This window comes from Sulfitobacter sp. 1A15106 (genome assembly GCF_043556995.1).
Classification (GTDB): Bacteria; Pseudomonadota; Alphaproteobacteria; order Rhodobacterales; family Rhodobacteraceae; genus Sulfitobacter; species Sulfitobacter faviae.
The window spans coordinates 189,266-206,477 of the sequence record NZ_JBIFFM010000001.1 but is presented as its reverse complement, the minus strand read 5'-3'; the positions used below and the strand labels follow the sequence as shown (position 1 = coordinate 206,477).

Annotated in this window: 17 protein-coding genes; 12 read left to right on the top strand and 5 right to left on the bottom strand. The window is 64.6% G+C overall.

The window, feature by feature from the left end:
- Positions 1-28 precede the first annotated feature (28 nt).
- From gorA to ACGYKA_RS00960, 5 genes are all read left to right on the top strand, one after another.
- Positions 29-1,408, top strand: coding sequence for a glutathione-disulfide reductase (gene gorA, locus ACGYKA_RS00980; protein WP_394410087.1), 1,380 nt, complete (start codon positions 29-31; stop codon positions 1,406-1,408).
- A 68-nt stretch (positions 1,409-1,476) separates the two neighbouring features.
- On the top strand, positions 1,477-2,691 hold the full coding sequence (gene hflK / locus ACGYKA_RS00975; RefSeq protein WP_394410090.1) for an FtsH protease activity modulator HflK: 1,215 nt from the start codon (positions 1,477-1,479) through the stop codon (positions 2,689-2,691).
- Positions 2,691-3,758, top strand: coding sequence for a protease modulator HflC (hflC, locus tag ACGYKA_RS00970; protein WP_394410093.1), 1,068 nt, complete (start codon positions 2,691-2,693; stop codon positions 3,756-3,758). The genes hflK and hflC overlap by 1 nt, the downstream gene beginning before the upstream one ends.
- Positions 3,755-3,949, top strand: a complete 195-nt coding sequence (locus tag ACGYKA_RS00965; RefSeq protein WP_271693332.1) for a DUF2065 domain-containing protein — start codon at positions 3,755-3,757, stop codon at positions 3,947-3,949. The genes hflC and ACGYKA_RS00965 overlap by 4 nt, the downstream gene beginning before the upstream one ends.
- Positions 3,950-4,193: 244 nt before the next feature.
- Entirely contained in the window at positions 4,194-5,618 is a 1,425-nt protein-coding gene (locus ACGYKA_RS00960; RefSeq protein WP_394410456.1) for a Do family serine endopeptidase, read from the top strand.
- 57 nt (positions 5,619-5,675) lie between these two features.
- Here the strand turns inward: ACGYKA_RS00960 and ACGYKA_RS00955 are convergent, their stop codons facing one another.
- Positions 5,676-6,227 carry a peptidoglycan-binding domain-containing protein gene (locus ACGYKA_RS00955; protein WP_394410096.1) on the bottom strand — a complete coding sequence of 184 codons (552 nt, stop codon included), beginning with the start codon at positions 6,225-6,227 and terminating at the stop codon, positions 5,676-5,678.
- 164 nt (positions 6,228-6,391) lie between these two features.
- On the opposite strand from ACGYKA_RS00955, the gene ACGYKA_RS00950 reads away from it, so the two are divergent.
- Positions 6,392-6,715, top strand: coding sequence for a 2Fe-2S iron-sulfur cluster-binding protein (locus tag ACGYKA_RS00950; protein ID WP_067266186.1), 324 nt, complete (start codon positions 6,392-6,394; stop codon positions 6,713-6,715).
- On the top strand, positions 6,715-7,410 hold the full coding sequence (locus tag ACGYKA_RS00945; protein WP_271687791.1) for a VCBS repeat-containing protein: 696 nt from the start codon (positions 6,715-6,717) through the stop codon (positions 7,408-7,410). Before ACGYKA_RS00950 ends, ACGYKA_RS00945 begins: the two co-directional genes overlap by 1 nt.
- 34 nt (positions 7,411-7,444) lie before the next feature.
- Here the strand turns inward: ACGYKA_RS00945 and purD are convergent, their stop codons facing one another.
- On the bottom strand, positions 7,445-8,710 hold the full coding sequence (purD, locus tag ACGYKA_RS00940; protein ID WP_271687790.1) for a phosphoribosylamine--glycine ligase: 1,266 nt from the start codon (positions 8,708-8,710) through the stop codon (positions 7,445-7,447).
- 70 nt (positions 8,711-8,780) lie between these two features.
- Between purD and xseA the strand changes: the two genes are divergently transcribed.
- On the top strand, positions 8,781-10,343 hold the full coding sequence (gene xseA / locus ACGYKA_RS00935; protein ID WP_394410099.1) for an exodeoxyribonuclease VII large subunit: 1,563 nt from the start codon (positions 8,781-8,783) through the stop codon (positions 10,341-10,343).
- 6 nt (positions 10,344-10,349) lie between these two features.
- Here the strand turns inward: xseA and ACGYKA_RS00930 are convergent, their stop codons facing one another.
- Together ACGYKA_RS00930 and ACGYKA_RS00925 are read right to left on the bottom strand one after the other, a co-directional pair.
- On the bottom strand, positions 10,350-10,739 hold the full coding sequence (locus ACGYKA_RS00930; RefSeq protein WP_394410102.1) for a hypothetical protein: 390 nt from the start codon (positions 10,737-10,739) through the stop codon (positions 10,350-10,352).
- Positions 10,740-10,780: 41 nt separating this feature from the next.
- Positions 10,781-11,782 carry an alkane 1-monooxygenase gene (locus ACGYKA_RS00925; protein WP_394410105.1) on the bottom strand — a complete coding sequence of 334 codons (1,002 nt, stop codon included), beginning with the start codon at positions 11,780-11,782 and terminating at the stop codon, positions 10,781-10,783.
- Positions 11,783-11,941: 159 nt separating this feature from the next.
- On the opposite strand from ACGYKA_RS00925, the gene ACGYKA_RS00920 reads away from it, so the two are divergent.
- The gene (locus tag ACGYKA_RS00920) at positions 11,942-13,654 is read left to right on the top strand and encodes an NAD(P)H-dependent oxidoreductase subunit E (protein ID WP_394410107.1); all 1,713 of its coding nucleotides are present in this window, start codon (positions 11,942-11,944) and stop codon (positions 13,652-13,654) included.
- Between the two features lie 95 nt (positions 13,655-13,749).
- Positions 13,750-15,102, top strand: coding sequence for a signal recognition particle-docking protein FtsY (gene ftsY, locus ACGYKA_RS00915; protein WP_394410110.1), 1,353 nt, complete (start codon positions 13,750-13,752; stop codon positions 15,100-15,102).
- Between the two features lie 33 nt (positions 15,103-15,135).
- Here ftsY and ACGYKA_RS00910 read toward each other — a convergent pair whose 3' ends face one another.
- Entirely contained in the window at positions 15,136-15,621 is a 486-nt protein-coding gene (locus tag ACGYKA_RS00910) for an MgtC/SapB family protein (protein WP_271693342.1), read from the bottom strand.
- Between the two features lie 63 nt (positions 15,622-15,684).
- On the opposite strand from ACGYKA_RS00910, the gene ACGYKA_RS00905 reads away from it, so the two are divergent.
- Positions 15,685-16,587, top strand: coding sequence for a DMT family transporter (locus ACGYKA_RS00905; RefSeq protein WP_271693343.1), 903 nt, complete (start codon positions 15,685-15,687; stop codon positions 16,585-16,587).
- A gap of 10 nt (positions 16,588-16,597) precedes the next feature.
- Entirely contained in the window at positions 16,598-17,203 is a 606-nt protein-coding gene (locus tag ACGYKA_RS00900; RefSeq protein WP_209217881.1) for an inner membrane-spanning protein YciB, read from the top strand.
- Positions 17,204-17,212 lie beyond the last annotated feature (9 nt).

Sequence of the window (17,212 nt, the reverse complement as noted above, 5' to 3'; positions counted from 1 at the left end):
GACCCAAAACGACTAAGAGAGGCGCCAAATGGCCAAGAATGAATTCGACTACGACCTGTTTGTCATCGGTGGCGGCTCGGGCGGTGTGCGCGCGGCGCGTGTGGCGGCGGGCGAACATGACGCCAAGGTCGGTCTGGCCGAGGAAGACCGCTATGGCGGCACCTGCGTGATCCGGGGCTGCGTGCCGAAAAAGCTGATGGTCTTCGCCTCGGGCTATGCCGATGTGGTGGATGAGGCGAAATGCTTTGGCTGGGATCTCAAGGCCGGGCCGTTTGACTGGAATGACTTCAAAGGCCGTCTGAACACTGAGTTGGACCGCCTCGAAGGTGTCTATCGCAAGCTTCTGAAGAACTCCGGCGTTGACACATTCGACGCCCGCGCGCGGATCAAGGACGCCCATACCGTGGCCCTCTCCGACGGGACCGAGAAGACCGCCAAGCACATCCTCATTGCCAGCGGCGGCCGCCCCGTGCGCCCCGAGATCGAGAATGCGGAACTGGGGCTGGTCTCTGACGATCTGTTCCATCTAGAAAAACTGCCCAAGTCTATCCTGATCATCGGCGGCGGCTATATCGCCTGTGAATTCGCCTGTATTCTCAACGGTTTGGGCGTCGAGGTGACGCAATACTACCGCGGCGCGCAGATCCTGCGCGGCTTTGACGACGAAGCCCGCGGCATGGTGGCCGAGATGATGCAGGAAAAAGGGATCGACCTGCATCTGGGCACCAACATTCTGGAGATGACGCCGAGCCACGAAGACGGCAGCGGCCCGATGAAGGTTAAACCCACTAACGGCACCGAGAAGATGTTCGACCAGGTGCTCTTTGCCACAGGCCGCCGCCCCAACAGCGATGACATGGGGCTGGAAGAACTGGGGGTGAAGCTGGGCCGCAGCGGTGAGATCGAAGTGGATGAATACAGCCAGACGGCGGTGCCTTCCGTCTATGCCATCGGCGACGTGACCAACCGCATCAACCTCACCCCGGTGGCGATCCGCGAGGGCATGGCCTTTGTCGAGACCGTCTTTGGCGGCAACCCGACGCCGGTGGATCATGATCTGGTGCCTTCGGCGATCTTCACCCAACCCGAGATGGGCACCGTGGGGCTGAGCGAGGAGGCCGCGCGGGAGGCGGGGCCGATTGAGGTCTATGCGACCTCTTTCAAACCGATGCAGGGCGCTTTTGCGGGCAAGGCCGACCGGGTGCTGATGAAACTCATTGTCTGCGCCGACACGCGGGTGGTGCTGGGCTGTCATATCGTCGCACCCAACGCGGGCGAATTGATCCAGATGGTCGGCATCGCGGTCAAGATGGGCGCCACGAAAGAGCAGTTCGACGCCACCTGCGCGGTGCACCCGACCATGTCCGAAGAACTGGTGACCATGCGTAATCCGACCCGCACGGCTTGAATATCACGCGAAAGCGTACAATTTTTGGAACGATAGGCCGCATGGGCGGCCCAGAGGGGAACATATCAATGGCAGGAAATTCGCAAGGCCCCTGGGGGGGCGGCGGAGGCGGCAACCGGGGCAACGGCGGAGACCGGGGCAACGGGGGGCGCAACGACGGGCCGCAGGGTCCACGCGGGCAGGGCGGTGACCGCCCCCAGATGCCCGAGATCGACGATCTGGTGCGCAAGGGCCAAGAGCAGCTGCGCGTTCTGATGGGGGGCCGTGGCGGCGACCGGGGCAACGGCACCGGCGGCGGCGGTCGCGGCTCTGGCGGGCCGGGCGTGACACGTTCGACCCTTGGCATCGCGCTTTTGGCCGGTGTGGCGCTTTGGGGCTTTGCCAGCTTCTACACCGTGCGGCCTGAACAGCAGTCGATCGAACTGTTCTTGGGTGAATTTTCCGGCATCGGCACCGAGGGTCTGAACTTTGCCCCATGGCCGCTGGTCACGGCAGAGGTTTTCGACGTCACCACCAACCGCACCGAGGAGTTGGGCGTGCGGCGCGGCGGCGGCGGCAACGAAGGCTTGATGCTGACCACGGACGAGAACATCGTCGACATCGACTTCCAAGTGGTCTGGAACATCAAGAACGCGCGCGACTTCAAATTCTCGCTACGCGATCCCGAAGCCTCGGTCCGGGCGATCTCGGAATCCGCCATGCGTGAAGTCATCGCGCAATCCGAACTGGCGCCGATCCTCAACCGGGATCGTGGCGCGGTGGCGGATCGGGTGAAGGAGTTGATCCAAAACACCCTCGACAACCGCAACACCGGCATCAACGTGCTGCGTGTCAACGTGAACAAGGTCGACCCGCCCAGTCAGACCGTGCAGGTCACCGATGCCAATGGCAACACCACCACGCAGTCGGTCGTCGATGCTTTTCGCGACGTGCAAGCCGCCGAGCAGGAGCGTGACCGGGTGGAGCGTCAGGCCGACGCCTATGCCAACCGGCGCACTGCCGAGGCGCGCGGTGAATCCGCGCAGCTTCTGGAAGCCGCCGAAGGTTACCGCGCCCGCGTCGTGAACGACGCGGTGGGTGAGGCCAGCCGCTTTGAAGCCGTGTTGGAAGAATACCGCAACGCCCCCGATGTGACGCGCAAACGTCTGTATCTTGAGACCATGGAAAAGGTGCTGGGCGACGTGGATAAGGTCATCCTCGAAAACGGCAGCGGCCAAGGTGGGCAGGGCGTCGTTCCCTATCTGCCACTTAATGAATTGCGGCGCGGCGGAGGGTCGAACTGATGCGGAAAACAAGTCTTATCATCCCCATCGTGGTGATCGCCATCGTGGGCATCCTGTCGGCTGTCTTTGTGGTGGACGAGCGCGAGAAGGCGCTGGTGCTGCGTTTCGGCCAGATCAAACAGGTCCGCAACGAGCCGGGCATCGGGTTCAAAGTTCCGCTTTTGGATGAGGTCGTGCGCTACGAAGACCGCATCCTGTCGCTGGAAACCCCGGTGATCGAAGTCACCCCCGCCGATGACCGGCGCCTTGAGATCGACGCCTTCGTGCTCTACCGCATCGACGATATGGTGCAGTACCGGCAAGCTTTGGGTGCGGGCGGCGAACGTCAGGCCGAAAGCGAGATGGGCGGCATCATGGAAAGCCAAATCCGTGCCGTGCTCGGCTCGCAGGGCGTGACATCCAACACCATCCTGTCGCCCGAACGGGCCGACCTGATGGAGCAGATCCGTGTCCGTGCCGATGCCCGCGCGCAGGCGCTTGGCCTCAAGGTGGTGGACGTGCGTCTGCGTCAGACAAACCTGCCCGAGCAGAACTTTGACGCGACCCTGCAACGGATGATCGCCGAGCGTGAGCGTGAAGCGACCGACGAACGCGCCCGTGGCCGCGAAGCCGCGCAGCGTGTCATCGCCCTTGCCGATCGTACCTACGAAGAGATCCTCTCGGAGGCCCGTCGTGACGCGCGGATCATCGAAGGTGAGGCGGACGCTCAGCGGAACAACATCTTCGCGCAGGCCTATGGCAAGGATCAGGAATTCTTTGAATTCTACCGCTCGCTCAGTGCCTATGAGCAGGCTTTGCAGGGGCAGAACTCCACCATGGTGATGTCGCCGGATAGTGAGTTCTTTAACTACCTGCGGTCGGACCGCAGCGCCACGACCTCGGTCGATGCGATTGCACCGCCGCAGAGCCCTGCCGCCGATGCGCCCGCGGCTGAGCCAGCGCCGGAGGCAGATAACGCCGCCGCGGCAGAGGATACGCAGGAGGAGGCCGCCCCCGCGGCCCCCGCCACGCCAGCCCCCGCCGCACCGGAGGCTGACACAGATCTGCCAGCGGCGCTGGAAGAATGACGCTGGTTCTACTGGCTCTAGGGTCGGTTCTGATTTTCGAGGGGCTGGTGTACGCACTGGCCCCTTCGTTTTTGGAACAGATGCTCGAAATGCTCCGCCGCATCCCAGAGGCCGCGCTGCGCCAGCTTGGCGCGCTGGCGGTGGTGGCCGGGTTGATCTTGGTTTGGCTCGCCTTTCAACTGGGGTTTTGACGCCGCGCGGGCGGGGTGAAACGGCGTCCGTTTTGCCCACGACCTCGCAGGGCGGGGTCGCAAATCGTCACACGCCCACCCGTTGAAATGCCCGTGATCGGCCCCATCTTTGCTGTTGCAGCGCGTCCTTTCGGAATGCACTCTGCCCACGTTGGCAACAACAGGAACAATCAGGAGACGATGAATGCAGGCCAAGGCGGTTTCCCTGTCCACAACAGCACAACACACCCAATGGATGCGAGCGATGGCAATGGGGGTGATGGCGCTGACCCTCCTGATCCTGCAAGCCAGCATGGCGCTGGCCAAACCCGAAAGCCTCGCCCCGCTGGCCGAGAAAATTAGCCCTTCGGTGGTCAATATCACCACCTCCACCACGGTTGAGGGCCGCACCGGGCCGCAGGGCATCGTGCCCGAAGGCTCGCCCTTCGAAGACTTCTTTCGCGAATTTCAGGACCGCAACAATGGTGAGGGCAACCGGCCCCGCCGTTCCTCGGCCCTTGGCTCGGGTTTCGTGATTTCCGAAGACGGCTATGTGGTGACCAATAACCACGTCATCGAAAGCGCAGATGAGATCACCATCGAATTCTTCTCAGGCGAGGAATTGGTCGCCGAGGTCATCGGCACCGACCCCAAGACTGACATCGCGCTTTTGAAGGTCGAAGCGGAGGCGCCGCTGCCCTTCGTCTCTTTCGGCGACAGCAACGCCGCGCGGGTGGGTGACTGGGTGATTGCCATGGGCAACCCGCTCGGACAGGGCTTCTCGGTCTCAGCTGGCATCGTGTCGGCCCGCAACCGGGCGCTGTCGGGGACCTATGATGATTACATTCAGACCGACGCCGCGATCAACCGCGGCAACTCCGGCGGGCCGCTGTTCAACATGGATGGCGAGGTGATCGGCGTGAACACCGCGATCCTGTCGCCCAACGGCGGCTCCATCGGCATCGGTTTTTCGATGGCGTCGAATGTCGTCACCCGCGTGATTGACCAACTGCAGGAATACGGCGAGACCCGCCGCGGCTGGCTGGGCGTGCGCATTCAGGACGTGACCGATGACGTGGCCGATGCCATGGGCCTCAAGAAAGCCGTCGGCGCCCTGATCACCGATGTGCCCGAGGGGCCTGCGCGTGAGGCGGGGCTCAAGACCGGTGACGTGATCAAATCCTTCGACGGTGTCGAAGTGGTCGATACCCGTGGCCTCGTGCGTCAGGTGGGCAACAGCCCCGTCGGCGCGACGGTCCGCGTGACCGTGCTGCGTGACGGCAAGACCCAGACCATCAAGGTCGTACTTGGCCGCCGCGAAGAGGCCGATGGCGCGGTCCCTGCCGGTATGGATGACAACGCCGATGAGGGGGCCGAGGCCGAGCCGCAGTCGACCATGCTGATGGGCCTGACCCTGATGCCGCTGACAGACGAGCTGCGCGCGGAGCTTGGGGCCGATGACGATATGACCGGCCTTGCCGTGACGGATGTGGATCAAACATCGGAGGCCTTCGAGAAGGGCCTGCGCATGGGCGACATCATCACCGAAGCGGGGCAGGAGCAGGTGTCGAGCATCGCCGACCTCGAAGCCCGGATCGAGGCGGCAAAAGAGGCGGGCCGCCGGTCTCTGCTGCTGTTGGTCCGCCGCGGAGGCGATCCGCGTTTTGTGGCACTCTCACTGGCAGAGTGACCTAGCATCAAGGTTTGGGGAAGGGCGCCTGCGGGGCGCCCTTTTTCGTTTCTGAGGTCAGCCGCCCTGTCGCGGCACCGTCACAAGCCCAAGCGCGCGGGCGGTGTTGAGCGACAGCACCTCGCTGTTCGGCCCTTGCCGCGCCTGATAGCGCCGCACCGCTTGCCGCGTGGCCGCGTCCATTTCACCCGTGATCGGCCCCGCGTAGAACCCGCGCGCCTCTAGCGCCCGTTGCAGGCTGCTGTTGAACTCGGGCGTCAGCACATCGGGGCAGGGGGTTTCGAACCAATTGTCGACCCGCGCGCGCACAATCTCTTGCCGGGTTTCTGTCTTATAGACGGGCGGTTTGGCGATGCTGCCATCGGGGTTCATCTTGGCCGGGGTCACTTCGACCTGTTCGGTCAACGTCTCGATCACTGCAGGGCTGACCGTGCGGCCCCAGCAGCTTCCCTCCGGCGCGCCTGCGGGGCCGTTGCGGGTGGCCTCTAGCACCCCCGGCTCGGGGCGGGGCGTAGCCGGTGCCGCTGTCTCGCAACCCGTCAAGGCCGCGACGGTCAGCAGCAAAGCGGCGCAGCGCCGCGCGGTTCTGGGGGGGAGGGGCTGTGTCATGCCGGTCTCTCGGGCTCGCCTGTTGTTCGCGGGCAGACTAGCCGGATGCGCAGGCCTTGCCCACCGCAATGTCGGGCGCGCCGTGACCTTGCGAAAAGGGGGCTGGAACCGGCTGCAATAGCCCGTTAAACAAGGCCGAACTTTTAGGACGAAAGGGCATCATCATGGCCAAAATCACCTATGTCGAACACTCCGGCACCGAACATGTGGTCGAGGTGGCCAATGGTCTCACCGTCATGGAAGGCGCGCGGGACAATAACATTCCCGGCATCGAAGCCGACTGTGGCGGGGCCTGCGCCTGCTCCACCTGCCATGTCTATGTCGATCCGGCTTGGGCCGAAAAACTGCCGCCGATGGACGACATGGAAGAAGACATGCTCGACTTCGCCTTTGAGCCCGATCCCGCGCGCTCGCGTCTGACCTGCCAGATCAAGGTCACCGATGCGCTGGACGGTCTGCGCGTGCAGATGCCGGAAAAGCAAATCTGATGCGAGCGGTCGGCGCGGCACTGCTGGCGCTGATCGCAACGGGCGCGGCGGCGGAGACGATCACCGCCGCGCATTACATCGCGCCCACGGGGCGCTACGCCCACGGCATTCTTGGCGACGCGCTGGAATGGGGCGGCTTGCAGGTCTCTCTGGCAAATGGCGGTGCGCGGCGCTTCCATCTGCCGCGCGACCATGTTTTCGAGGATATCGCCCCCCGGCTTGTAGATGTGACCGGCGATGGCGCGCCCGAGGTTCTGGTGGTCGAGACGGACGTGAATCGTGGCGCGGCGCTGGCGATCTACGGCCCCGAGGGCAAGATCACCGAGACCCCGCATATCGGCCAAAGCAACCGGTGGCTCGCCCCCATAGGTGCCGCTGATCTGGATGGCGATGGCGCGATTGAGATCGCCTATGTCGACCGGCCGCATCTGGCGCGGGTGCTGCGGGTCTGGCGCTTTGCCGATGGGCATCTCAGCGAAGTCGCGCAAATGACGGGGCTGACCAATCATCGCATCGGAGAGCGGCATATCTCAGGCGGTCTGCGCGATTGTGGGGCAGGGCCGGAGATGGTGCTGGCGGATGCCGATTGGGAACGTGTGGTGGGGGTGCGCCTGACAGGCGGACAGCTGACGAGGCGCGATATCGGCCCCTTCGCGTGGGCCGAGAGCTTTGCCAAGGCGCTGGCCTGTGAATGAGGGGCGGCTGCGGCTCTGGTAGAGCCGCCACCCGTCAGCTCAGCGCGCGCCAGCCGATGTCGCGGCGGCAGAACCCTTCGGGCCAATCGATCCCATCGACCATCGCATAGGCACGTTCCTGCGCCTCGGCCAGCGTGGCCCCGCGCGCGGTGACGTTCAGCACGCGCCCGCCATTGGCCAAGATCGCCCCGTCCTGCGCCTTGGTGCCTGCGTGGAACACCATATTCGCGCTGTCCTCCGGGAGGGCGGAGAGGCCCTTGATCTCACTGCCCTTTTCATAGTCACCGGGGTAGCCTTTGGCGGCCATCACCACGGTCAGCGCGTGATCTTCGGCCCAGTTCACCTGCATATCGGCAAGCGCCCCCTTGGCCGTGGCCTGCATCAGGTCGAACGCTTGCGCGCCGAGGCGCATCATCAGCACTTGGCATTCCGGATCACCGAAACGGACATTGTATTCCACCAGACGCGGCTGGCCGTCTTTGATCATCAAACCGGCATAGAGCACGCCCTGATAGGGCATTCCGCGCTTGGCCATCTCGGCCATACAGGGGCGGATGATCTGATCTAGCGCGCGTTTGGCGATCTTGTCGCTCAGCACTGGGGCGGGGGAGTAGGCGCCCATGCCGCCGGTGTTGGGGCCGCTGTCGCCGTCGCCGACGCGCTTATGGTCTTGGGCCGTGCCGATAGGCAGCACCGTCTCCCCGTCGCAGAGCACGAAGAAGGACGCCTCTTCGCCCTCCATGAACTCTTCGATCACCACTTCCGCGCCTGCCTCGCCAAAGGCACCGTCGAACATCTCATCCACGGCGGCCAGCGCTTCGGCGTCACTCATGGCGATGATGACACCCTTGCCCGCCGCCAGACCGTCGGCCTTGATCACAATCGGCGCGCCTTGCTTTTCGACATAGGCGCGGGCGCTGGCGGCATCGGTGAAATGGCCATAGCCCGCCGTGGGTGCATTGCAGGCGTCGCAGATTTCCTTGGTGAAGGCTTTGGAAGCCTCCAGTGCCGCCGCTGCTTTGGAGGGGCCAAAGACATCGAAACCCGCCGCGCGCAGATCGTCGCCCACACCCGCGGCAAGGGGCGCTTCGGGGCCGATGATGACGAAATCGATGTTATTGCCCTCGCAAAAGGCCACAACCGCCGCGCCATCCATGATGTCGAGCTTGGCGCATTGCGCGATGGCCGCGATCCCCGCATTGCCCGGTGCCACGATCAGCTTGTCGCATTTGGGGTTCTGCATGACCGCCCAAGCAAGTGAATGTTCGCGGCCACCGCTGCCGAGGATCAGGATATTCATGCCGCGCACTCCCTTGGACTTCGTTGCTCCGCGTTCTAAGCTGGGGGGCCCACAGACACAAGGTGCCCAGATGGATCTGTTCGACGACCCCGCCCCCGGTGGCAACAGCCCCGAATTCACGGTGACCGAGCTTTCGGGCGCGATTAAACGGGTGATCGAGGGGGAGTTCGGCCATGTGCGGATTCGCGGTGAAGTGGGCCGCGTCAGCCGCCCGCGCTCGGGGCATGTCTATCTCGACCTCAAGGATGACCGCTCGGTCATCTCGGGCGTGATCTGGAAAGGCGTGACCGCGCGGCTTGAGACTCAGCCCGAAGAGGGGATGGAGGTCATCGCCACCGGGCGCATCACAACATTTGGCGGTCAGTCGAAATATCAGATCGTCATTGAGGACATTAAACCGGCGGGCATGGGCGCGCTGATGGCGCTGTTGGAGAAACGAAAGGCGGCGCTGGCGGCGGAGGGGCTGTTCGCCCCCGAACGCAAACGCCCGCTGCCCTATCTGCCTGAGATCATCGGCGTTGTGACCTCGCCCTCGGGGGCGGTGATCCGTGACATTCTGCACCGGCTGCGGGATCGTTTCCCGCGCAAGGTGTTGGTCTGGCCGGTCGCCGTTCAGGGCGCGAAATGCGCGCCCGAGGTGGTGCGCGCCATCCAAGGGTTCAACCGGCTCACCCCCGGTGGCGCGTTGCCCCGGCCCGAGTTGATCATCGTGGCCCGTGGCGGTGGCTCGGTCGAAGACCTCTGGGGCTTTAACGAGGAAAGCGTCGCGCGCGCGGCGGCGGCTTCGGACATTCCGCTGATCTCTGCCGTGGGGCATGAGACGGACACGACGCTGATCGACTTCGTCTCGGACAAGCGCGCGCCCACGCCTACGGCGGCGGCGGAGCTTGCCGTGCCTGTGCGGCATGAGCTGGCGGCATGGCTGGAGGGGCAGGGCGCAAGGATGCGTCAGGCGCTGAGCCAAGGGTTGACCCGTCGCAGCCAGCGGATGCGGGATCTGGCGCGGGCCTTGCCCCGGGCAGAGACTTTGACTGAAGGTGCGTGGCAGCGGTTCGACCGCGCAAGCGAAAAACTAGGGCCCGCGCTGATTGCGGGCGTCCAAGGCCGCCGCGTCAAGCTGGCTGATATGTCTGGCGCTCTGCGCCCCGGCACCCTGCGCCGCCAGTTGGAGGCGGATCGGCAACGTCTGGCGCGGCTCTCGGCGCGGCTCGACCCGGCGTGGCAACGCAATCTGGCCGGACAGCGCGAGCGGCTGGCCGCGCGGATTGACCGGTTCCACCCCGAGGTGCTGCACCGTCAGATCCTCCGCCGCCGGGAGCGGCTTATGGACCGCACGCAAACCTTCCGCCCCGAGGTTTTGCGCCGTGACCTGTCGCGCCAAGACCAACGGTTGAAAGAGGTGCTGGCCCGGCTGGCGCGCGCAGGCCGCGCCGATCAGGACCGCCGCCGCCGCCAGATCGACGCGATGGGCCGCACGCTCGGCACGCTCGGCTACCGCGAAACGCTGGCCCGTGGTTTCGCCGTGGTGCGGGGCGACGGTGACGTGGTGACCAGTGCGGAGGCCGCCAAGAAGTCGGCGCATCTGGAGATCGAATTCGCCGATGGTCGGCTGCCGGTCAAAGGCGAGGGCTGAACTGGCCTAGACCCCGACCTCCGGCCCAAGGCACAGCAGCGGCTCGGTCATTTCCAGCGCCTCATAAAGCGCGGTTTCGGTCGGGTCATTCTCGAACCGCGCGACTAGCCCGGTTGGGCTTTCGGTAAAGCTCCAGCATTGCGGGGCGGGGTCGTCTTCATAGACAAAGCAGATCAGCCCATCGGCCTCATACCAGCGCCCCTCTTTGCAATGGCCGTCGAGAAAGGACCACTGCACGCGCCGGTCCTCGTGATAGATTTCCGCCCCATAGGGCGCGCCGGACTGGCCGAAATAGAGCGTTTTTCCTTCCGTATAGGCTTCGAACTCCGCCGCCGACATCTCGGCCAAGGCAGGCAGCGGAAGGAAGGCGCAGATTAGGGCGAGGGCATGTCTCATGCCACGAGCCTGCCAGAAGCCCGCGCCCCGCGCCAGTGGGATCAGCCGCGACCCCACCGGGCCACGCGGCGGTCCATCACGCGCCGCCAAAGCGGGGGGACAAGGGCGATCACCGCCATCACAGGCAGGGAATAGGGCAGTTTCGGCATCTCTGGCGTCACTTCCAGCGCCGGGAAGGCGCGGGCGGGGCGCATGTGGTGGTCCGAATGGCGCGGGGCGTTCAGCATCATCGCGGCGGAGTACCATTTGGGCGCGTTCCAACTGTGCTGCGGGCCCATCGGCTCAAACCGGCCATCGGGGCGCTGCTCTCGCCGGAGCCCATAGTGCTGCACATAGTCCGACAGCAGCAGTTGCATCTGCGCATAGGCCGCCAGTTCGATATAGGCGAGCAACCCGGCGACGCCGCCCAGCAGCAGCGCCGTGAGCAGCGCCAGCGCCGCACCCCCGAGGTAGAGCGTGTAAGGGTGCAGCCCCTGCGCCCCCCTCTTGCGCGCCCGCTGCGCGCTGTCGGCTTGCCACCCGGCGCGAAACTCCCCCCAGCTTGCGCTCAGCAGAAACCGCCAGAACCCCATGCCCCTGGGTGCGGAGTTGGGGTCAGCCGGGGTGGCGGCGGCGGGATGATGCACCCGCAGATGGGCCGAGACGTGATGCCCGTGCAGCAGCGAGATATAGATCGCCGTGCCGATCCGCCGGGGCAGGCGGCGGCTGGCGTGGATCAACTCATGGGCGTTGGAATTGCTGATCTGGCCCAGAAACAGGCCAAGGGCGGCAAAGATCAGGGCGCGGTCCAACGCCTCAAGATGCGGGGCTGCGCCAATAGCCCAGACCCCGAGCGGCAGCAGCAGGAAATGCGCGGCGGCCAAGGTCAGCGTCAGGGCGCGGCCTGAGCTATCGGAAAGGTGCAGCGCGCGGCCCAACCGGTCCATAAAGGCCACATGCACTGTGATCGACAACAGCGCCAGCACGGCCCAGACCCCGCCCCAGACGGCGGCGGCGGCGATCAGCACCGCCGGTGTCAGACTTGCGATCACATACCACAGCATGCGTTTTCCCCTGCGACCACGGGCCAACCGGCTCGGCCCCCGTATTCTGCCCGCCGCAGGGGCCGCGCACAACGCAAACACCCGCGCGATTGTCGCTTTTTGATCGCGCCTAGGGCTTTGGATTTGTTACCAAGGCGGAAAGCAAGGCGGGGGAGAGACATGGCGCTGGACGATCACGGCAAGGCAGCGGCGGGGGAGCCGCGAAAGGGCGTTTGGAAATCCGGCAAGGGCAAGGGGCGGCATCACCCCAAGGGGCGGCAGTTGCAGGATACGGCGTGGGAGGAGGTCCGCGCGCTGTTGGGCGACCGCCCGCGCGCCCGCGATCTGCTGATCGAGTTTCTGCATCTGATCCAAGACCGCTTTGGCCACCTGTCGGCCGCGCATCTGCGCGCCTTGGCCGAAGAGATGCGCCTGTCGATGGCCGAGGTCTATGAGGTCGCCAGTTTCTACGCCCATTTCGACGTGGTGAAAGAAGGCGAGACCCCGCCGCCCGCACTGACCATTCGTGTTTGCGATTCTCTGTCTTGCGAGCTGGCCGGGGCGCAGGCCTTGAAAACCGCGTTGGAGGAGGGGCTGGACCCGACCGAAGTGCGCGTCCTGCGCGCGCCCTGCATGGGGCGCTGCGACACGGCGCCGGTGCTGGAACTGGGGCATAACCATATCGACCACGCGACGCCCGAGAAAGTGCTCGCGGCAATTGGCGCCGGAGATACCCATGCCCAGCTGCCTGACTATGAGGCTTACGAAACCTACGCGGCATCAGGGGGTTACGACGCGCTGTTGAACCTGCGTCAGGGGGGCGATTGGGAAGCGGTGCAGGAGAAATTGTTGCAGGCTGGGCTGCGCGGTCTTGGCGGGGCGGGTTTCCCCTCGGGCAAGAAATGGGGCTTCGTGCGCGGCAACCCCGGCCCGCGCTATCTGGCGGTGAATGGCGATGAGGGCGAGCCGGGCACCTTCAAGGACCGCTGGTATCTCGAACGCAGGCCGCATCTCTTCCTCGAAGGCATGTTGATCGCCGCTTGGGCGGTGGAGGCGGAGAAGGTCTTTCTCTACATGCGCGACGAATACCCGGCGGTGCTGGAGATCCTGCGCCGTGAGATCGCCGCTCTGGAAGGCGCGGGCCTCATCGCGCCCGGCTATGTCGATCTGCGGCGTGGGGCGGGCGCCTATATCTGCGGCGAGGAAAGCGCCATGATCGAAAGCATCGAAGGCAAGCGTGGCTTGCCGCGCCACCGCCCGCCCTATGTGGCGCAAGTGGGTGTCCTTGGCCGCCCGACCTTGGTGCATAATGTCGAGACCCTGCATTGGATCGCCCGCATTTGCCGCGAGGGGCCGCAGGTGTTGAACGGGGTCGAAAAGAATGGCCGCAAGGGGCTGCGGAGCTATTCCGTTTCGGGCCGTGTGGCGCGCCCGGGGATGTATCTGCTGCCCGCAGGCTCGACCATCACCGATATCATCGTCGCGGCGGGGGGCATGGCAGAGGGCCATCTGTTCAAAGCCTATCAGCCGGGTGGCCCGTCCTCGGGCCTGTTGCCCGCGTCGATGGCGGAACTGCCGTTGGACTTTGACACGTTGCAACCACATGGGTCTTTCATCGGCTCGGCGGCGGTGGTTGTCCTGTCGGAACACGACAGCGCGCGGGCCGCCGCCATCAACATGCTGCGGTTTTTTGAGGATGAAAGCTGTGGCCAATGCACGCCCTGCCGGGTTGGCTGTGAAAAGGCGGTGAAGCTGATGCAGGAGGACCGATGGGACCAAGCTCTGCTGGAAGAGTTGTCGACCGCCATGGTCGATGCTTCGATTTGCGGGCTGGGGCAGGCGGCGCCGAACCCGATCCGGCTGGTGATGCAGCATTTCCCCGATGAAATCTGACCCCGCCCCCTCCCGGCGGGCTTGATCTGCCCGGGCGCCCTTCCATCTGCGCGGGCAAGCCTATAGATCAAGACGAAACTGCATGGGAGACGCCGATGGCCTTCTTCACGAAGCTCAAGGACCGCTTGTTCAAATCCTCGTCCAAACTCGACGAGGGGTTGGAGGCAATCGTCAGCGATGGCGGGGAGGCGGAGGCCGAAGCGGGCCCCGTGGATGCGGTGATGGACCAGCCCGGCGCGGCCTCTGATGTGATGCCCGATAGGCAGGAGGACAGCGGCCCAATGTTGGCGGCAGAGCGGGAGGCGGAAGAGCCGACCCCCGCGCCTGAACCCGCCCCGGAACCCGAGACGCTCCCAGAGCCCGAGCCGCAGCCTGCGCCTGAACCGCAGCCCGAACCGACTGAGCCCCAGCCGGACCCCACACCCGCGCAGGAACCACCCGTCGCTGATCCTGAGCCCGCCCCGGCCACGGAGGAAGTTCCCGCGGCGACCGACCTGCGCCAAGCGATGACACCCGTCGCCCCGGCGCTGGACGAAACCCCAGCCGAGGCCGCCCCCGCCAAACCGGGCCTTTTGGGCCGTCTCATGGGGCGCGGCGCCGCACAGCCCGTGGTGCGCCGGACGCTGGATGACGAGATGCTCGAACAGCTCGAAGAGCTGCTGATCAGCGCCGACATGGGCGTCGACACGGCGCTGCGGGTCACCGCCAACATGGCCGAAGGGCGCTTTGGCAAAAAACTCTCGGTGGCAGAGATCAAACAACTGCTCGCCAGCGAAGTCAGCCGGATCATGGAGCCCGTGGCTCGGCCCCTGCCGCTCTATGCCAAGACCCCGCAAGTGGTGCTGGTGGTCGGCGTGAACGGCTCGGGCAAGACGACGACCATTGGCAAATTGGCTTCGCAATTCCGTGCGGCGGGCAAGAAGGTCGTGATCGCCGCCGGTGACACGTTCCGCGCCGCCGCGGTCGAGCAATTGCAGGTCTGGGGCGAACGCGCCGACGTGCCCGTGCTGACCGCGCCCGAGGGCAGCGACCCGGCGAGCCTTGCCTTTGACGCCATGAGCCGTGCGCAGGAAGAGGGGGCCGACCTGCTGTTGATCGACACCGCAGGCCGTTTGCAAAACCGTGGCGACCTGATGGAGGAATTGGCCAAGATCGTCCGCGTCATCCGCAAGAAGGACGAGACCGCGCCGCATAACACCCTATTGGTGCTGGATGCGACGACAGGGCAGAACGCGGTCAATCAGGTGAAAGTCTTTCAAGAGATCTCCGACGTCAGCGGTCTGGTGATGACCAAGCTTGACGGCACCGCCAAGGGTGGCGTGCTGGTGGCGCTGGCGGATCGCTTTGGCCTGCCCATTCATGCCGTGGGCGTGGGTGAGCAGATTGACGATCTGTCGCCCTTTGACCCGGATGAATTCGCCGCCGCTTTGGTGGGCACGGATGGCTGAGGGTACACTGGCCGCCGAAAGTGGCGGCCCTGTTCAGTCATGGGTGCCAAGCTTCCGCTCGATCCAGCGCAGAACGGTCAGAACCAGCACCACGACCCCTGCGGTCAGACAGGCCAGCAGGATTTGCCCCGCGCCGCAGGACAGGCCGATGGCCCCGGCCAGCCACATCGACGCGCCGGTGGTAATATTGCGCACCTCGCCGTTCGAGGTGAAAATGATCCCCGCCGCGAGGAAGGCGACACCTGCGGTCACCGCCTCGATGAGGCGCAACGGATCGAAACGCATTTGGTCGCCATCGCCAAACTCCAGACTGCCAAGCTCTTGCCCGATGATAATGAAGAGACAGGCGGCGATGGCCACCATGATATGGGTTCGCAGCCCCGCAGGCTTGTCGCGCCGCTCGCGTTCATACCCGACGATACCCGCGAGAAAGGCCGCCATGAGCAGCCGCGCCGCGGCCACGGTAACCGGCACTTTCGAAAAACTGTTGGTGAGATCCGCGATCAGGCTTTCAAACATGGAAATTCCGTTGGTGATAAAGGCTTTGAGGTATAAACCTCTCGCCGCGGTGGTGGTTCCGGGATGACCGATTGGATCCTGTCGATCGAAGGCACCCCCGCGGGCCATACCGCGGCCCTGTGGCTGGCGCTTTCCGCAGCCTTCCTGCACGCGGTTTTCGGCGCCCTGCAAAAGGGGCGACATGATCCTTGGCTCACGCGCGGGGCGATTGATGTCTCCTATGGCGTGATGGCCGCGCCCTTTGCGCTGTTCGTCGTGCCTTGGCCCGAACCGCATATGTGGGTGATCTTCCTCGGCGCTTTCGTGATCCATGTGATCTACAAGCTGTTGCAGGCATGGGCCTATACCAAGGGCGCCTATACGGTGGTCTACCCGGTGGTGCGCGGCACGGGGCCGCTCTTTGCCGTGGTCGGCGCCTATCTGATCTTTGGGGAGCGGTTTAACGCGGTGCAATGGCTTGGCGTGGCGGTGCTGCTCAGCGGTATCTTCGGCCTTGCCCTTTATAACCTGCGCAATTTGGTCGCCGCGCGCGATACGCTGCACGCGGCGCTCGGGCTGGCGGTGCTGACGGGCTTGTTCGTGGCGCTTTACACCACATATGACGCATACGGCATCCGCGCCACGGCGGATCCTTTCACCTTCCTCGCATGGTTTTTCATGATCGACGGGTTGGTGATGCCGGTGATCGCATGGCGGCGCTGGCACGCGATGGAGAACCCACCCGAGGTGGCGCCGCTGATGCTGCGCGGCTTTATCGGCGGGATCATCGCTTTTGCGAGCTTTGGGTCGGTCATGCTGGCCACGCGGCTCGACAAGGTGGGCGAGGCGGCAGTGCTGCGCGAGACCTCGACCGTCTTTGCCGCGCTGATCGGGGTGCTGGTGCTGAAAGAAACCGTCGGCCCGCGCCGCATCGCGCTGATGGCGCTGATCGCAGCCGGGGCGGTGATTGTTGAAATGGGCGGCTGAAGGAACAGGCATGTCAGAACCAAGAGAGATCAACCCAATGCTGCGGGCAGGCTTGGAATACGGGCCGGTCTTGGCCTTCCTCGTGGCCTATCTATGGCTCAAGGATAACACCTACACTTTCGGCGGGACGGAGTATGACGGCTTTATCGTCGTCACCGCGATGTTCGTGCCGCTGCTGGTACTCTCGACCGGCGCGCTTTGGGCGCTGACGGGCAAGCTTAGCCGGATGCAGGTCGCCACCGTGGTGCTGGTGGTGATCTTTGGCGGGTTGTCGGTCTGGCTGAACGATGACCGCTTCTTCAAGATGAAGCCGACGTTGATCTATGTGCTCTTCGGCGGCCTTTTGGCCGTCGGCCTGCTGCGCGGGCAGTCCTATCTGAAATACGTCATGGAAGAGATGATGCCCCTGCGCGATGAGGGCTGGATGCTGCTGACCAAACGGCTGATGTATTTCTTCTTTGGGCTGGCGCTGGCGAATGAGGTGATCTGGCGGTTCTTTTCGACTGACACTTGGGTTTACTTTAAAACCTTCGGCCTGACGGCGGCGATTTTCGTTTTCTTCATGGCGCAGGGCAAGCTGTTCGAAGCCTACGGCGAAAAGAAAGACCAAGGCTGATCCGGCCAA

Bases quoted from the DNA above. Each gene is read 5' to 3' on its own strand.
- hflC (WP_394410093.1), top strand. From the start codon at position 2,691: ATGCGGAAAACAAGTCTTATCATCCCCATCGTGGTGATCGCCATCGTG.
- purD (WP_271687790.1), bottom strand. From the start codon at position 8,710: ATGAATATCCTGATCCTCGGCAGCGGTGGCCGCGAACATTCACTTGCT.
- ACGYKA_RS00920 (WP_394410107.1), top strand. From the start codon at position 11,942: ATGGCGCTGGACGATCACGGCAAGGCAGCGGCGGGGGAGCCGCGAAAG.
- ACGYKA_RS00950 (WP_067266186.1), top strand. From the start codon at position 6,392: ATGGCCAAAATCACCTATGTCGAACACTCCGGCACCGAACATGTGGTC.
- ACGYKA_RS00925 (WP_394410105.1), bottom strand. From the start codon at position 11,782: ATGCTGTGGTATGTGATCGCAAGTCTGACACCGGCGGTGCTGATCGCC.
- ACGYKA_RS00930 (WP_394410102.1), bottom strand. From the start codon at position 10,739: ATGAGACATGCCCTCGCCCTAATCTGCGCCTTCCTTCCGCTGCCTGCC.
- ACGYKA_RS00945 (WP_271687791.1), top strand. From the start codon at position 6,715: ATGCGAGCGGTCGGCGCGGCACTGCTGGCGCTGATCGCAACGGGCGCG.
- ftsY (WP_394410110.1), top strand. From the start codon at position 13,750: ATGGCCTTCTTCACGAAGCTCAAGGACCGCTTGTTCAAATCCTCGTCC.
- gorA (WP_394410087.1), top strand. From the start codon at position 29: ATGGCCAAGAATGAATTCGACTACGACCTGTTTGTCATCGGTGGCGGC.
- ACGYKA_RS00955 (WP_394410096.1), bottom strand. From the start codon at position 6,227: ATGACACAGCCCCTCCCCCCCAGAACCGCGCGGCGCTGCGCCGCTTTG.
- xseA (WP_394410099.1), top strand. From the start codon at position 8,781: ATGGATCTGTTCGACGACCCCGCCCCCGGTGGCAACAGCCCCGAATTC.
- ACGYKA_RS00960 (WP_394410456.1), top strand. From the start codon at position 4,194: ATGGCAATGGGGGTGATGGCGCTGACCCTCCTGATCCTGCAAGCCAGC.
- ACGYKA_RS00900 (WP_209217881.1), top strand. From the start codon at position 16,598: ATGTCAGAACCAAGAGAGATCAACCCAATGCTGCGGGCAGGCTTGGAA.
- hflK (WP_394410090.1), top strand. From the start codon at position 1,477: ATGGCAGGAAATTCGCAAGGCCCCTGGGGGGGCGGCGGAGGCGGCAAC.
- ACGYKA_RS00910 (WP_271693342.1), bottom strand. From the start codon at position 15,621: ATGTTTGAAAGCCTGATCGCGGATCTCACCAACAGTTTTTCGAAAGTG.
- ACGYKA_RS00905 (WP_271693343.1), top strand. From the start codon at position 15,685: ATGACCGATTGGATCCTGTCGATCGAAGGCACCCCCGCGGGCCATACC.
- ACGYKA_RS00965 (WP_271693332.1), top strand. From the start codon at position 3,755: ATGACGCTGGTTCTACTGGCTCTAGGGTCGGTTCTGATTTTCGAGGGG.